Here is a 16090-nt window from a genome sequence, read left to right as displayed (position 1 = left end):
GAGGGAAGTTCATGCGTTCCACCATGGATTATGTATCCCTTGCCGAGCAAGAAGGGAAGAAAATTGGCGAGATCGTCCTTGTCGAGCAAGCCGAAGAAGCAGAAAAAAGCCGGGACGAGCTAAGTCGTCGAATGGCCCAAAGCCTTCAAGTCATGAGGGAGGCTGTCCAAAGCGGACTGACCGGAGAGAGAAAATCTTTATCTGGGTTGGTGGGCGGTGAGGCTCTTAAAGTAAACCAATGGCGAAGCTCACAGAAGAGCTTAATCGGGGACCGAATGAATGGTGCCATAGCTCGAGCCTTAGCGGTTGTGGAAGTCAATGCCAGCATGGGTAAAATCGTCGCCGCCCCCACCGCTGGGTCCTGTGGTGTGCTACCGGCAGTATTGCTGACTGCTGAAGAGGCTCTCCAGTCTTCTGAAGAAGAAGTAGTGACGGCCCTGTTTTGTGCTGCGGGTATCGGCATGATCATTGCCGACCGAGCCAATGTCTCGGGGGCTGAAGGTGGATGTCAAGCTGAAATTGGGTCTGCCGCAGGAATGGCAGCCGCAGCCGCCGTAGAGTTGGCAGGCGGAAGCCCTGCCGCATGTGCTCATGCAGCCGCTATAGCTATGAAATCCTTCCTGGGCTTGGTGTGTGACCCTGTGGCCGGACTTGTAGAGGTGCCATGTGTTAAGCGTAATGCTACTGCTTCTACGGTTGCTCTGGCAGCAGCCGAGATGGCTTTGGCTGGTATAGAAAGTGCTATCCCTTTAGACGAAGTGATTGATGCCATGAACGAAATCGGTAAAAGCATGCCCTGCTCACTTCGGGAAACGGCTCAAGGGGGATTGGCTATTACTCCCACTGGTCAAAGGATTCAGGCGGATTTTTTATGATCGGTAATCAGGGTAAAATAGTCTTGAATCATCTCCAACGCGCGATGGTGGCAGAAGAAAAGCAGGGCTGCTGTAATACGGGAGTCGTGGGCGGTTTCCATTTGTTTTTAAAAGGTATTCTCAGCCGTTTAGGGCAATTGGAGCAGGATGGGGATTTCAGTGTCCTTAAGGATATAACCCATCACTATAAGGATTGGAGTCCTTTACAACGCCGTCAAGCTCTCGCCCACCTACGCCGTTTTCTCGAAGAACAAAAGGAACCGGCATTATCCTCACAGATCGATCTGAAACAAGATGAAAGAGAGCCCAAAGAGCCTGTAGAGACTACAGATTTTCATGGCCCAGACTCACATGCTGAAGATTCCCATGACAAAGAGAGAACCGTTAGGTCTAATCCCTCGCGCGCCTTGCAATATCTGAAGGGAGTAGGACCGGAGCGTGCAAAGTTCCTTGCCCAGCTTGGTTTACATAATGTTAAGGATCTTTTCTTTTATTTTCCTCGCCGCTATGAGGATAGGAGTTTGCGCGGGATTGGTGAGCTAAAAGATGGAGAAGTTGCGACCATCGCCGGCAAAGTCGTTGCCAGCCAACTTTCTCGAGGCAAGATTAAGGTCGTTAAGCTGAGCATCGAACAAGAGGGGCGCTTAATCTACGGAGTTTGGTTTAATCAAACCTTTATACTTAAGCAGTTTCCTGTGGGTACATCAGTAATTGTGACGGGAAAGGTACGGTGGCAGCAACGGGTTCCGGAAATCCAAGCCACTGATATTCAGAAGTCCGGGGCAGCAAAACTTGCCGAGATCATTCCGGTTTATTCGGAAACTGCACGGCTTTCCTCGAAAGTCCTGCGCGGTATTATTCAGGGGGTTATGGATCAGGCTTCAGAGATCTTCCCCGAATTTCTACCCTCGGAGGAGGGAGGAAGATGGTATTCCCGTGCCCAAGCCTATCAAGAAATTCACTTCCCCCAATCCTTTCATAGCCTAGGTCAAGCTCGAGAGCGCTTAGTTTTTGAAGAAGTGCTATTCCTACAGTTAGCAGTAGCTCGCTTACGAGCAGGGGTGCAAAAGGATGATAGTCCTCAACTGAAGGACGGGGAACAGCTGGTCAAACGCTTCTATGACCAGCTACCTTTTGAACTAACCCATGCGCAAAAACGAGTAATACAGGAAATCTTTCGTGATATGGCCGAGACCAAAGGCATGGCTCGCTTGGTTCAAGGGGATGTGGGTTCAGGAAAGACAGCGGTGGCTATGGCGGCATTGTTGATGGCTGTGGGCTCAGGGTATCAGGGTGCCATGATGGCTCCCACAGAAATCTTGGCCTTGCAGCATTATCAATCCTTAGAAGCGGCCTTTAGGCCCCTCGGATTAAATGTTGTATGTCTTTTAGGTAGTCAGACGAAGAGTGAGCGGGATAAGATTCTCTCGGAAATCGCCTACGGAAAAGCTCAGGTCATCGTCGGAACCCATGCCTTGATCCAGGAAAGTGTGCAATTTCACTCCCTTGGGCTAGCCATAACTGACGAACAGCATCGCTTTGGTGTCAAGCAGAGAACTTCTCTCCAAACTAAAGGGGAGAACCCCCACGTCCTGGTCCTTACAGCGACTCCTATTCCCCGCACCTTGGCCTTAACCCTCTATGGGGATCTCCAACTTTCAGCTCTCGACGAAATGCCCGCCGGTCGCAAGCCCATCATCACCCGTAAGCTCACGGAACGCGGCAGGCTGAGCCTGGAAAAGTTTATGGATGAGCAGATGGACAAGGGGAGGCAGGTCTATGTGGTATGCCCTCTCGTGGAGGAATCGGAAAGCTTGGACTTAATTTCGGCAACGGAGCGCTTTGAGTCCTTGCAGGAACGGTTTCCCCACCGTCAGGTCCGTTTGCTTCACGGTCGCATGAAGGGGGCACAAAAGGAAGAAGTAATGGAAGCTTTTCAGAAAGGTGAAACCCATATTCTCGTCTCTACCACAGTCATTGAAGTAGGGGTCGACGTTCCTAATGCGACCGTTATGGTGATTGAAGGGGCAGAACGTTTTGGTCTAGCTCAACTGCATCAGCTCAGAGGTCGAGTGGGAAGGGGAAGTGAGCAGTCCTATTGTTTCCTCTTATCCGATACGAAAAATAGTCGCCGTCTCGATGTTCTGTGTGAGACCCAGGATGGTTTTAAAATAGCTGAGGAGGACTTAAAGCTTCGGGGAGCCGGAGAGCTATTAGGGACAAGACAACATGGTCTTATGGAATTGCGTCTGGCAGATTTGTCCCGGGATGGCCGACTGGTGGAACAAGCCTACCAATTCACCCAAAAAGTTCTCGCCCACCCTGAGCACTATGTTAGAGTGTGGCAAGAATGTGATCAATTTTTTTCCATAGAAAATGTGGGTCTTCATTAAATTCCAACTTCACCATCTATTGTCGGGAATGATTAGGGCAGTCTTAGAAGATAATAATAGCGAAGTGAAATGAAGTAATAAATCGTTATAGCAGCGATGTAGGTCTGCCGAAAGATTTGCAAAAGAAAGAGGAGGGCTTACGTATGGCAGATACCAAACAAACGAATCAACCCGTTTTAAATGCTGCGTTAGAGCAATTCAAGTATGAAGTCGCGCAGGAAATCGGCATCGCAAATCGTAAGCACAAAAAGACCCCTAATACCTAATCTACAATTCAATCCATAAAAAGAGAGCGAAAGCCGCTCTCTTTTTATTATTGCATATACATCTGATATTCTTCTGTACTGATGCCGGGATGGAGACTCATACCTAAAGCCCCGGCGATGATGCGAGCGGTGGTCTGAATTAGAGAATCGACCTCTTTAGGGGTGACCATGAGATTGTTGTGATAAGGATACAAGGCCTTTTCTAAAATCTGTTCAAAGACTTTGGGGCTGAACTCCTTGTAAAGACGGAAAAGGGCTGGACTGGTCTTTAGCTCATCCAATAAGGAATCGAGACAGTTATTGGCAATAATGGCGGCATTCATAACTGTGGGCAGACCGATGGCGATGACTCGGCAACCCAGTGTTTCCTCATTGATTCCTGTGCGCCGATTGCCCACACCCGATCCCGGAGAGATTCCCGTATCGGAGATTTGAATGCTTGTGCCGATGCGTTCGAGCGAACCGGCTGCTAAGGCATCGATTGCTATGACCAGATCCGGCTTCACATGCTCAACGATGCCACGGATGATTTCTGCAGTTTCGATACCGGTTATACCTAGAACGCCGGGTGCTATGGCGCTGACTTTGCGCAGCTTACCTTGTAGTTCGACGGGAGTATAGTTGAATAAATGGCGAGTTACTAAGCTTTTATCAATGACCTGGGGACCCAGAGCATCAGGAGTCGCATTCCAGTTGCCCAATCCCACAAGGAGAATGCTGGCGTCTTCGGATAAACTCATCAACTCAGTCAGCTCATCGGATAAGGTTTTAGTGATATCTTGGTGGGTCAAGTAATTGTTATCATGTACTTCTGGAACATCGATGGTGATATAGGTCCCTTGGGGGCGTCCCATCTCCTGAACGCCTTGTTCATTTAAGATTTTAATCGTCGTCACTGTGGCATGATCGAGGTTATCTACCTCCATACTCACCCCGGGGACTTCGGTGTCTGCATCTCCCCTTAATAATTCATGGGCTTCGACTGCCAGATCAATATTCACATTAAAGGCGCGCAACAAATCTGTTTTTTTCAAGGGATAGACCTCCTTAAAATGCCAGTTTTAGATAATTAAAAAAAATCACTGGCCCTCGCGACCAGTGACCAAGTGAAAAACGAAAGGAAGAACTGGATGGGGGAAAGGTCTTCGATGAGAAATTTTCGATGACCTATTTTAGTATTCTCTGAGAAAATACTTTTATTCAAGAATTTTAGGGAAGAATTTTGAAGATTGTGTTATACTTATGCTGATATAAAATAGAGATTTGCTGAAGTAAAATAGATGGTATCAGCACTAGCCCACTCGAAGGTCGTGAAATTTGATGCGAATTATTGCTGGAGATTATCGCGGACAGCGTCTAAAAGCTGTACCAGGGATAAACACTCGTCCTACCGCGGATAAGATTAAAGGAGCCATATTCAATGTACTGCGAGAAAAAGTCGTTGACGCTAAAGTATTGGATATGTTCTCAGGTACGGGAAATTTAGCTCTTGAGGCCCTGTCGCGAGGAGCAAAAGAAGCAATACTTATTGAAAAAAGCCGAATAGCACAACGGGTGATTCAAGAGAATCTTGAACATTTGGGGGTACAGAATGCCAAGCTTATGGAGATGGATGCCTTTGACTATCTTGCGCGGCATCAGGAAGAGATTTTTGATCTTATATTTATTGACCCGCCCTATCATTTGGGCCTAGCCGAAAAGTCCCTAAAGTATTTGCTGGATCCATGTCGCCTTACATATTCCGGAGTCATTATTGTGGAAACAGCGAAGGATGAAAACCTTACGAATGTAGCTCCCTTTGAAATAAGAAAAACGGGAGAATACGGGGATACAAAGATTTGGTATCTGCAAAGAATCGATTAAAAGATTGGAGAGGATCCTATTGGAAAACGAAGTATTAGCATTACTTGATGAATTAGAAGAAATTGTGGATCGCGGAACCAAGATCCCGATGACGGGGAAAGTTTTAGTGGATGATAATGTTATTTTTGACTTGCTCGATCGGGTGAGAACAGCACTTCCAGAGGAACTTCAAAATGCAAAATGGGTACTAGCGGAAAGACAAAAGATTATGGATGAAGCGCAAGCGGAAGCCGGACGATTGGTTGAGCGGGGCAAAAGCTACATCGAAAAGATGGCCGAAGAGAGCGAGGTTGTGAAGCAGGCTCAGGGCTATGCTGAAGATATTGCTCGCCAAGCTCAGGCTTATGCCAAAGAGGTTAAATTGGGAGCGATCCAGTACACAGATGAGATGCTGCTCCAAGTAGAGCAAAGTGTGGCGGAAACCTTGCAGTCGGTACGCCGCAACCGTGAGGATTTGCGAAACTTGGCCAAACGGGATCAGAGAGAAAAGCCTAGTGATAAAGGAAATTCGCAGCAGCAGGAGTCTTAGAGGCGGTTAGCAATGGACAAAGCAAGCGCTGTAAAAGAATAAGGGATACCTCCGGGTAGCCCTTAAGACTATAGTCTATTGTGATTTTTATTACAAATTATTATGCTTCCCTAAGCGATTATTTACGGGAGTAGAAAACACGCATTCCGAAGCTGATTCCTAGGAAAATAAGCATTGTAGAACAGAAGAACCATGAACTTAGACGCCAAGTTTCCATGAAACTAAAGGGGCCTGGGGTAAGCCGGAGAGCGAAGACGGGGAATTTCATAAGGCTCAGAAAGATCTGGCTGAGGACTAAGGCGAAAATCATGTGAAGTCCTCTTCCCACGACAAAGGGCAGAAAACGCAAATCTGTCGTACTGGTGAAAGTGGCAACTTGGGCAAAAGAGGAAAGCCCTCCCCAACCTAAGACGGCAGCCAGGAGCCCAATCTGGAGATGAAGGCTAGAAAAGGTGTCAATAACCGACCGACAGCCTAAGGTTGTCTCAAGGAAAGCGGTCATTAGAGCATCGACGGCTTGAGTGGTAATCAGCCCGCCGGTAAGTCTGGATAAAAGACTACCCATGGCCTGGGTGACATGGATTGACTCCAGTAAATTGACTAATACGGAGAAAAAAACGATGAAGCCACCCACTAAGAGAAGGGTATTGATACCCTGTCGAATAGCATCGCCAAGCTGTTGGGCAAATGGCCTGGGGTCTACTCTCTGGGCATTCTGTAGCTCTTGGAAGGCTTTACGTAAAGAAGGCGGGGAAGGAGGATACTTTGTAGATTCACTAGCCCGATAAAAGCGGAAAAGGATTCCGACTAAGAGATTCCCCAGATAAACGGATCCGACAAGGACAATGCCAAGCTCAGGCCTTAATAGCATGCTGGAAGCGACTGCTCCGAACATGAACCCCGGGCTGGGATTGCAGGTAAAGGCTAAGAGTCGTTCTCCTTCTACACGAGTAAGAACTTTATTTTGACGTAGCTTGGTGGTCAGTACAGCACCAATCGGGATACCTGAGGTATAGCTCATCGCCACCACAAAGGAAGCTTGCCCCGGGAGACGGAAGATGGGGCGCATTAAGGGTTCTACTAATACTCCCATAAAGTGAACAAAGCCTGAGGCAAGTAAGAGTTCGGAAAGTATGAAAAATGGCAGGAGCGCCGGAAGTACATAACGCCACCATAGGGAAAGGCCATCTGCAGCCGACCGAACAACCTCTTGGGGAAAATAAAACATGACTAAACCTAAAAGAAAAAATGGGATGATGCGAAAAATTGCAGCCATATCTCACCCGTCCTTCCACATAAATATATATGGAGAAAGAGGGCTGGCTAGAAGAGTTTTGGTCGTCAGGAGGTCGAATTATGAAAAAAGGATTAGTTCTGGGGTCGGGCGGAGCGCGGGGTTTGGCTCATTTGGGTTTTTTGCAGGTGCTCGAAGAAGAGAAGATTGAGGTCGATTGTATCGTCGGTTGTAGCATCGGGGCCGTCTTTGGTGCACTCTGGGCAGCGGGAGTAGATCTCTATCGTTTAGAACGATTGATTACCTACCAAGGATTTAGCAAGAGGCTCATCGATCTCTCCGTTTCTAGAGACGGCTTTGTCAAAGGGGAAAAGTTCTTAGAAGCTATGCGACTTCTCACTAAGGATTTAACCTTTGCTGAACTACGGATCCCCTTAGCTATCGTGGCAACAGATATTGAAACAGGAAATAGGGTTGTTTTCCGAGAAGGCAGCGTGGCCCACGCAGTTCGTGCCAGCGTTTCCATTCCCGGGGTATTTAAGCCCTATAGTTATCAAGGTCATCTCCTGGTGGATGGGGCTGTGAAGAATCGTTTGCCTATCATGGTAGCCAAGGAATTGGGCGCGGATAGAATTTTAGCAGTAGATGTAAAAAAGGGATTGTCAGCCAAGCTCAACACGGCCATGGATGTGATGATGCAATCGCTAGGGATACTGGAAGAAGAAGTCTTTCAGACCCAAAAGGATAAAGCTGATGTGCTCATTCAGCCTGAGGTGGGTCATATTGGTATTTTACAATTTGATCAGGCTGAAGAAGCCATTGCCTTGGGAAGAACCGCAGCAAATTCTAAACTTTCCGACATTGTTCGCATTTTTGGTTAACACTTGAAATGTAAATGATTTGTGTTAAACTAAAAAAGTGTTTTCCACGCTGTGGACATCAGAAACTAGATTGCTTTGCAAGTTTTAGTTGGCTTGTGCTCAGCGAGGCTAAGTCCATCTTCAGGGGAAGTGAAGCTCCACTGAAGTAGGTACCCTTTATCGTGTGAAGAGAGAGATAAATTCACACGTATTTGTGTTATTTCTTTATAGATATCTTTAAAAGAGGTAAGAGAATGTCTCATTCTGGGCAAAATGATAAGAGATCATCTTTTGCGTTCTTAGAGAAGAAACTAGAAATAAGAAAAAAAGAAAAATGGGTGGAAAAGAAAAATAGGGGGTAATTTATTGTGAAGGTTCTTGTGATTAACTGTGGGAGTTCCTCGCTGAAGTATCAATTGCTTGATATGAATACCAAGACTCCTATCGCCAAAGGTTTAGTAGAACGGATTGGTCTTCCTGGTGCAGTCCTAACCCATCGTCCGGCTGCCGGAGAAAAGGAGATTATTACTGCGGAAATACCCAATCATACTGTAGCCATTCAATTGGTATTAGATGCTTTAGTTAATCCTGAATATGGAGTACTAAAAGGCCTTGAAGAAATCGGTGCTGTGGGTCATCGTGTGGTCCATGGAGGCGAGAAATTTGCTAGTTCCGTCCTGATTGACGATGAAGTTATGCAAGCCATTGAGGAGTGCATTGAATTAGCACCTCTTCATAATCCTCCTAATATCGCAGGCATTGAAGCGTGTCAAAAACTCATGCCTGGTGTACCTCAAGTCGCTGTTTTTGATACAGCCTTTCATCAAACCATGCCTGCCCATGCCTATCTCTATGGATTGCCCTATGAACTTTATGAAAAATATAAAATCAGGAAATATGGTTTTCATGGGACTTCTCATAAATATGTAAGTCAACGTGCTGCGGAGCTCTTGGGTCGCCCTGTAGAAGGCTTGAAGCTGATTAGCTGCCATTTAGGCAATGGCTCTTCCATCACAGCTATTAAAGATGGAAAATCCCTCGAAACCTCCATGGGTTTTACTCCCTTAGAAGGACTTATGATGGGGACTCGCTCAGGTGACTTAGACCCTTCAATCGTATCGTTCATTCAACAGAAGGAAAATCTGACCTCCGATGAAGTGAATGACTTCCTTAATAAAAAGAGCGGAGTCTTAGGACTTTCCGGGGTGAGCAGCGATTTCCGTGATATTGAGCAAGCTCGTGATCAAGGAAATTACCGTGCCGGTCTAGCGCTACAAGTGTTTGCCCATGATGTAAAGAAATACATTGGCTCCTATGCTGCGGTTTTAGACGGCGCAGATGCCATTATCTTTACAGCTGGCTTAGGCGAAAACTCTGCCGAAATGCGGGAGACTGTTGTGCAGGGACTGGATTACCTTGGTACTAAACTTGATCTGGAAAAGAACAAAACACGCGGTCAAGAGATTGACATTTCGGTTCCTGAAGCGACCTGTCGAGTTCTCGTTATTCCTACTAATGAAGAATTGATGATTGCTTTGGATACTTTAGATATTGTAAGTAAGGGTTAAGGAGTTTTCCTTGACAAAGAAAATCTAGCCAACTATAATAATGGTTGTGTATTGGAGTGGTCATTGTGATAATTAATGTCGCTCAAATTCGCCGCGATGAAATTGGTACTGCTCATTTTGATTTAAAAGACGACTTTTCCGCCTTTGAATCAGAACTTGAGGGGATTACTTTTGTCGCTCCTGTACACGTTCAACTTCAGGTGAACAATACGGGGGATTCCTTGCTTGTCCAGGGTACGATCGATGCTGAGATTAAAACTCAATGTGGTCGTTGCCTAGAACCTTTTCATTATACAATTCATCAGGATTATGAAGATGAGTGGGTATATGCTCCCCAAGCAACGGAAGAACAAATAGAGACTGTGCTGGTGTTCGAAAAGGATGAAATTGAACTCAGTGACCGCATTCTTGAGCAAATCGTGTTGGCCTTACCGATGAGGTTTATCTGTTCTTCTGAGTGTAAAGGGTTGTGCCCTGTTTGCGGTGTGAATCACAATGTTGAATCTTGTGACTGTGTCCAAGATCAAGTGGATCCCCGTCTTGCAGCGTTAGCCAACTGGCCTCGTGAAGATTAATTATTCGAAAGTTTAAAGGGGGTGTAATCCATGGGTGTTGGTCAACATCGCCAATCCAAATCCAGAGTTCGTAAACGTCGGGCAATGTGGAAGTTAACAGCTCCAAACCACATTGAATGCCCCCAATGTCATAAGCCTACATTGCCACATCATATTTGCCCAAGCTGCGGCTTTTATAAAGCCAAGGAAGTAGTATCGATGGGTGAGTAATCGCAAAGAGAGAGAAGCCGCAAGGCTTCTTTTTTTGTGCGTATCCGAATATAAGCTTTATCCACTTCGTGGATGCGTCAACTAAATGCGCTCAAAAAAGCAACGTATTAACCATTGTTGAGGCTAATACGTTGCTTTAATTTTAATAATTAGGAGAAGACAAGAGTCGGCGATGAGTATAACTTCGTCTGACGCAAGTCTCGTTTATCTAGTGCTTACTCGACCCAAATGATAGCTCCTGCACCCTGTGTCAGACCGCCGCAAATCGCACAAGCTGCATACCCGCCGCCGGTTTCTTTGAGATGATAGGCAGCCGTCATCATAATGCGTGCTCCACTTGCGGTGTTAGGATGTCCGACAGCAATTGCGCTTCCATTTGGGTTAAGTTTTTCCTTAAGCTTTTGATAGCTGGCAGGATCATAATCCAAGATGGGTTGAGTTGAGGCCTCTTTGACCATCACCTGATAGTCACTGTTTAAGAAGCGTTCATTAGCTAAGAGTTTCAAGGAAACCAACGGAACACAAGCAAAGGCTTCATTAATTTCAATCGTTTGTATGTCAGCCATGGTCAATTCTGCTTCATCCAGGCATTTCTTAATGGCGAAAGCTGGGGAAACCGGCATAATCCTTGGCTGCAGGGCGATGGCGGAAATACTGACCAGGGTATAAAGAATAGGCAAACCCAATTGCTCAGCATTTTTTCTGGTGGTGATGATTTGAGCGGTGGCACCATCATTCATTCCTGGAGCATTGCCGGCTGTACAAGTCGGGTTGTCGAAAATCGGTTTCAGTTTTGCCAGACTCTCTATAGTAATATTCGGACGAAATTGCTCATCGATATCTAAAAGTTTGGAAGTGAGGGTTTTTCCTTTGCGATCTTTTTGCATGATCTCAAGGGGCTGCAGTTCATTGTTGAAAAATCCGCGTTCCCGGGCCTGGCCGTATTTAAGGTGACTGGCCAGGGCCAATTCATCCTGTTCTTCACGTAATACTCCGTACTCTATGGCGACATTACCTGAATCTACTGCTACAGGGGCATAATCTTTGTATCCCAGAGGGATAATTGGGTCTTCAACCATAAAGGAAGAATGTTTTTTTCCTTCCCATCGAATATCCCGGAGTAAAAAGGGAATAGTGCTAAAACTGGTCGCCCCTCCAGTCATAACGATTTTTGCTTCCCCTAGTTTAATGCTCCGAGCACCATATTTTATGGTACTTAAGGCGGAGGTGCAGGCTTGGTCGAAAGCAACCGACGGGGTTTCGGGTGGAATCCCGGCTTTAAGCATGGTTTGGCGAGCTACAACGGGTGTGAACGGATCCTTCGTGCTGCTAGTATCCCCATTGCCCCACCATACTTCATCGATGAGAGCCGGGTCAAGGTCAATTTTGGCCATCGCATTTCTCATGGCAATAGCACCAAGTTCGTAGATATCGATGTCTTTCAACGAACCACCGAATTTACCAAAGGGCGTTCTGGTTGCACTAATACAAACAATATCATCTTCACTTTTGCGGAAACTCATAATCACATCACCTCGTTTATTTATAGTGTTCGGCCATAGATTTCACGATACTCCTGTCGGAGCTGCTCTCGGAAATTGGGATGGGCGATACTGATTAGCGCCGCGGCTCGTTCGCTTTCCGATTTGCAGTATAGATTGACAGCACCATACTCTGTCACAACCCAACGAACATCGTTTCGCGTTGTGGTTACAGGAGTTCCGGGCTTTAACTGACAGGAAATTCGGGAGATTGTTCCGTTTTTAGCTGAGGATTGGAGAACGATAATTGCTCGACCATTCTTGGCAGCCCCAGCTCCGCGGATAAAATCCAACTGTCCGCCGATGCCGCTGTACTGCTTTGTACCGATGGCTTCAGCGCAAACTTGACCGCCTAAGTCAATTTCCAAGGCAGAATTGATGGCGACCATATTATCGTGTTGGGCGATGATGCAAGGATTATTAACATAATCGACCGGGCGAAACTCAAAGAGAGGGTTATTGTGGATGTATTCATAAACTTTCTTTGTTCCTTGGGCAAAGGCGACCACAATTTTTCCAGGGTTGATAGTTTTCTTCGAGCCATTCACGATTCCGGCTTCAATCAATTCAATTAAGCCATCAGAGAACATTTCCGTGTGAATGCCTAGATCATTTTTATCCTTAAGGTAATTAAGAATGGCATCAGGAATCGTCCCAGCACCCATTTGGAGTGTGTCGCCGTCTTTAATCAGCGCCGCTACGTGGCGGCCGATGGCTTGTGTAACTTCATCCATAGCGGCAAAACGGGTAAGCTCGAGAATCGGACCATCGTTTTCAACTATATAATCGAGATCATTGACATGAACGAGTGTATCGCCATAGGTTCGAGGAACATTGGGATTAACCTCAGCGATGACAATCTTAGCACAATTCACCAGTTCCTTGGAGTGATCGACCGACATGCCCAGACTACAGTACCCATGCTCATCCGGCGGGCTAACCATTGTAATAAAGACATCGGAGCCTAAATGACCCTCTCGAAAAGCTCGTGGGAACTCATTGAACATCAACGTGAAAAAAGTCCCACGGTTATCCCACACTGATTTTCTGGTATTGGCACCGAGGAACATGGATTTCAAGATAAAATGACCTTCCATTTCAGGTTTGCAGTAAGGCGAACTGCCAAGGGACACCCCTTGAATAATGGTGACATTCTCCAATTCGTTGTAACGTTTGGCGAGAGCATTGACAAGTAGTTCCGATTCACTTGCAGCATGGCCGGGTATAACAAAGTCGCCTGATTTTACAACTTTTACAGCTTCATCAGCGGTTGTTAAGCGGCTCTTGTACGTTTCTCTCCAATCCATTAGGAAGACGCTCCTTTCCAGCTATAAATTATTTGAACGTTTTTATTTATAGCAAGAACCATGCCATCCACCTCGATACCAAAAACAAACACGGCAGAGGGGGATTTCCGGCGATTAGCAAAGGGCGTCGGCTGTGCGGTCAGTGAAACATATTGTATTACTACAACGGACGATGTTGAAATTTAGCGACATGTGTGATAAATACGACACATTGAGCTTGTAAACAGAGTTTTATAGATCTATAATTATTTTAATGATTTATATCTAAATTCTTAAACGCAGTCATGAGAATTACCAGAAGGGGTGAATCATCAATGATTGAGCCGAATAATTCTATACAAATCAACGCTTATTCCCTTGAAGAAGTCATGGATAATTCTTATGATTCTATTTTTGTTACCGATGCTGAGGGGAATATCATAATGGCGAATCCTACGGCCGAACGGTTATTGAATTTGTCGATAGGGCAAATGGTCGGTAAAAATATTCAGGAACTTGTGGAAGAGGGCTATTGGGATAAATCAATAGCTTTGGAAGCTATAGAAAAGAGAGCTAGCGTGACCGGCACAATCAAAACCAGGGATGGAGTCAATCTGATGTGCACCAGTCGGCCCTTATTCGATTCCCAAGGCAATATTACCATGGTCATCAGCAATAGCCGGGAAAAGGACACCCTTGTAAAATTGGCACAGAGTTTAGATAAAGAGCGGGAGCTCGTGCAGCGTTATAAAGAGGAGGTCCAGTACTTAAGAGAGCAAGGGGTTAAGAACCAACAGCTGGTTGCTGAAAGTGCAGCTATGAAGAATTTACTGATGGAAGTTAATTGGGTAGGACCGACTGAGTCATCGGTTCTTTTGTATGGCGAATCCGGTACGGGAAAAGAAGTACTGGCCAAGTATATCTATAGCATCAGCCGCCGGGCCAAGGAAGCCTTCATTACCGTGAATTGTTCGGCCATTCCTGAAAACCTGATTGAAGCTGAACTGTTTGGTTATGAAAAAGGATCGTTTACCGGTGCGGATGCCAAAGGAAAACCCGGATTATTTGAGCTGGCAGATAAGGGAACAATCTTCCTGGATGAGATAGGTGAGATGCCGCTTGTCCTCCAGGCGAAATTATTGCGAGTCTTGGAGAATGGCGACGTGAGAAGAATAGGAGGGGTAAGTTCTAAAAAAGTTGACTTTCGACTGATTTGTGCCACAAACCGCGATTTAAAAAAGATGGTTGAGAATAAGGCTTTTCGAGAGGATCTTTTTTATCGCATTAATGTTGTCCCTCTTCAGCTGGCTCCTCTACGCGACCGACCAGAGGATATCATAGCGATGAGCAACATCTTTTTGAAGGAATTAAATAAGAAAAACGGCTATAACAAGGTTTTTTCAACCGAAACCCTTAAGGGATTTCTGAACTATAGTTGGCCCGGGAATGTTCGCGAACTGCGCAATTTAATTGAACGCTTGGCTATCACAACCAGGGATAGGGTGATAGATTATCAAGTTGAGGAAATTTCCAATCTGCCGGGAAATCGTGTATCAGGTCTGAAGCATGATCAAATGGATACCTTTCGCATCACGGTAAGTTCTAAAGCTCCGCTCAAGAAGGTCATGAATCAAATCGAGCAGGAATATATTCGGAATATCTTACAGGAATGTAATGGATGCGTTAGTGAAGCTGCAAGAATTTTAGATGTTGACCGTTCAGCGATCTACCGAAAGGTTCAGGTCGTCAAAGTGAGGGAGCGGGAATAATAACGTATTAATAAATATGAAAGAAAGTCTCTCCAATGCTGGAGAGGCTTTCTTTTACTCTTGTGCTTACGTCGTTTCCATTCGTCATTACCATTCGTGGTAATAATAAGATATGTTGTAAACAAACTACACGCCTTGTTGCATATTTACCACAGACTAGGCCGGTAATTCACGAGTGAAATTAGGGAATTCCCAAAAAACCCCTGATAAATCAGTTTGGTAAAAAGAAGTTTTTAATCTGGCATGCTTCTTGCTTGTATTTAATATGACTCTAGATTTTATGAGATCCTGCTCGAATTTTCCGAGAGGTATTCTCAAAGACAAAAAGTAGAAGAGGAAGGTGTTATTTATGGCAAAGTTTGATGGAAGAATTGCAGTAATAACCGGTGGAGCCAAAGGGATCGGGGAAGCGATAGTCAGAAAGTTTTATGCAGAGGGAGCGAAGGTTGCGATTCTGGATGTGGATGCTGTAGGAGCCCAGCAATTGGCCGAGAATCTTGATCCCAGCGGCGAAAAGGTTATGGGTGTTGGCTGTAATGTCGTCAAGCGTGATGATGTAAAGGCTGCTTTTGCAGCGATTATGAAGAAGTTTGGAACGGTGGATATCCTTGTTAATAATGCAGGGATTACACGGGACGTGATTTTCCACAAAATGACGGAAGAGCAATGGGATGCTGTGATGGCCGTGAATGGCAAAGGCTTGTTTAACTGCACTCAGGAAGCCTGGCTAATCATGAGGGAGAAGAAATACGGTAAAATTTGCAACTTGTCTTCCACAAATTCTAGCGGCGAAGCCGGGCAGGCTAATTATTCTTTCACCAAAGCGGGTACCATCGGATTTACCAAGAGTCTGGCCAGAGAAGGAGGAAGATATAATATCAATGTCAATTGTGTACGCCCTGGGGTGATTGATACGGAGATGATGCGCGCTGTACCGGAGAAGGCACTGGAAGATTACATTGATAAGACCGCATTTAAGCGCATGGGGCAACCATCCGAAGTAGCTGACGTTATCGCATATTTGTGCAGTGAAGAGTCTTCCTTTGTTACCGGTGAGGAAATTTTGGTAGCCGGGGGCTATATATACAGATAATACGAAAATCTGGGAGGGCAAACATTAA

Annotated in this window: 15 protein-coding genes; 11 read left to right on the top strand and 4 right to left on the bottom strand. The window is 45.7% G+C overall.

Annotated features, from left to right (window positions below; genetic code table 11):
• Positions 1-11 precede the first annotated feature (11 nt).
• The 3 genes from sdaAA to DESDI_RS13130 all read left to right on the top strand — a co-directional run bounded on the left by sdaAA (position 12) and on the right by DESDI_RS13130 (position 3534).
• Entirely contained in the window at positions 12-875 is an 864-nt protein-coding gene (gene sdaAA / locus DESDI_RS13140; protein WP_015263102.1) for an L-serine ammonia-lyase, iron-sulfur-dependent, subunit alpha, read from the top strand.
• On the top strand, positions 872-3268 hold the full coding sequence (recG, locus tag DESDI_RS13135) for an ATP-dependent DNA helicase RecG (RefSeq protein WP_015263101.1): 2397 nt from the start codon (positions 872-874) through the stop codon (positions 3266-3268). The genes sdaAA and recG overlap by 4 nt, the downstream gene beginning before the upstream one ends.
• Before the next feature lie 143 nt (positions 3269-3411).
• Positions 3412-3534 carry a small, acid-soluble spore protein, alpha/beta type gene (locus tag DESDI_RS13130; RefSeq protein ID WP_015263100.1) on the top strand — a complete coding sequence of 41 codons (123 nt, stop codon included), beginning with the start codon at positions 3412-3414 and terminating at the stop codon, positions 3532-3534.
• 47 nt (positions 3535-3581) lie between these two features.
• Here DESDI_RS13130 and gpr read toward each other — a convergent pair whose 3' ends face one another.
• Positions 3582-4568, bottom strand: a complete 987-nt coding sequence (gene gpr / locus DESDI_RS13125) for a GPR endopeptidase (protein WP_015263099.1) — start codon at positions 4566-4568, stop codon at positions 3582-3584.
• Between the two features lie 286 nt (positions 4569-4854).
• Between gpr and rsmD the strand changes: the two genes are divergently transcribed.
• Together rsmD and DESDI_RS13115 are read left to right on the top strand one after the other, a co-directional pair.
• Positions 4855-5397 (top strand): 16S rRNA (guanine(966)-N(2))-methyltransferase RsmD, encoded by a 543-nt coding sequence (gene rsmD, locus DESDI_RS13120; RefSeq protein WP_015263098.1) that lies wholly within the window; start codon positions 4855-4857, stop codon positions 5395-5397.
• A 19-nt stretch (positions 5398-5416) separates the two neighbouring features.
• Positions 5417-5926, top strand: a complete 510-nt coding sequence (locus DESDI_RS13115; protein WP_015263097.1) for an ATPase — start codon at positions 5417-5419, stop codon at positions 5924-5926.
• Between the two features lie 118 nt (positions 5927-6044).
• Here DESDI_RS13115 and DESDI_RS13110 read toward each other — a convergent pair whose 3' ends face one another.
• Positions 6045-7202, bottom strand: coding sequence for a nucleoside recognition domain-containing protein (locus tag DESDI_RS13110; RefSeq protein ID WP_015263096.1), 1158 nt, complete (start codon positions 7200-7202; stop codon positions 6045-6047).
• Between the two features lie 80 nt (positions 7203-7282).
• On the opposite strand from DESDI_RS13110, the gene DESDI_RS13105 reads away from it, so the two are divergent.
• From DESDI_RS13105 to rpmF, 4 genes are all read left to right on the top strand, one after another.
• Positions 7283-8041, top strand: a complete 759-nt coding sequence (locus DESDI_RS13105) for a patatin-like phospholipase family protein (protein ID WP_015263095.1) — start codon at positions 7283-7285, stop codon at positions 8039-8041.
• 347 nt (positions 8042-8388) lie between these two features.
• The gene (locus DESDI_RS13100) at positions 8389-9588 is read left to right on the top strand and encodes an acetate kinase (protein ID WP_015263094.1); all 1200 of its coding nucleotides are present in this window, start codon (positions 8389-8391) and stop codon (positions 9586-9588) included.
• A 65-nt stretch (positions 9589-9653) separates the two neighbouring features.
• Positions 9654-10163, top strand: coding sequence for a YceD family protein (locus DESDI_RS13095; RefSeq protein ID WP_015263093.1), 510 nt, complete (start codon positions 9654-9656; stop codon positions 10161-10163).
• A gap of 30 nt (positions 10164-10193) precedes the next feature.
• Positions 10194-10373 (top strand): 50S ribosomal protein L32, encoded by a 180-nt coding sequence (gene rpmF, locus DESDI_RS17665; protein WP_015263092.1) that lies wholly within the window; start codon positions 10194-10196, stop codon positions 10371-10373.
• 215 nt (positions 10374-10588) lie between these two features.
• Here the strand turns inward: rpmF and DESDI_RS13090 are convergent, their stop codons facing one another.
• On the bottom strand, positions 10589-11896 hold the full coding sequence (locus DESDI_RS13090) for a thiolase family protein (RefSeq protein WP_015263091.1): 1308 nt from the start codon (positions 11894-11896) through the stop codon (positions 10589-10591).
• Between the two features lie 20 nt (positions 11897-11916).
• On the bottom strand, positions 11917-13221 hold the full coding sequence (locus DESDI_RS13085) for an acetyl-CoA hydrolase/transferase family protein (RefSeq protein WP_015263090.1): 1305 nt from the start codon (positions 13219-13221) through the stop codon (positions 11917-11919).
• Between the two features lie 314 nt (positions 13222-13535).
• On the opposite strand from DESDI_RS13085, the gene DESDI_RS13080 reads away from it, so the two are divergent.
• A complete protein-coding gene (locus DESDI_RS13080) occupies positions 13536-14969 on the top strand; it encodes a sigma-54 interaction domain-containing protein (protein ID WP_015263089.1) in 1434 nt (477 codons plus the stop codon).
• Positions 14970-15318: 349 nt separating this feature from the next.
• Entirely contained in the window at positions 15319-16062 is a 744-nt protein-coding gene (gene fabG / locus DESDI_RS13075) for a 3-oxoacyl-ACP reductase FabG (protein ID WP_015263088.1), read from the top strand.
• Positions 16063-16090 lie beyond the last annotated feature (28 nt).

It is taken from the genome of Desulfitobacterium dichloroeliminans LMG P-21439 (assembly GCF_000243135.2).
GTDB classification, from domain to species: domain Bacteria; phylum Bacillota; class Desulfitobacteriia; order Desulfitobacteriales; family Desulfitobacteriaceae; genus Desulfitobacterium; species Desulfitobacterium dichloroeliminans.
This window is presented reverse-complemented; position numbering and strand designations above follow the sequence as displayed.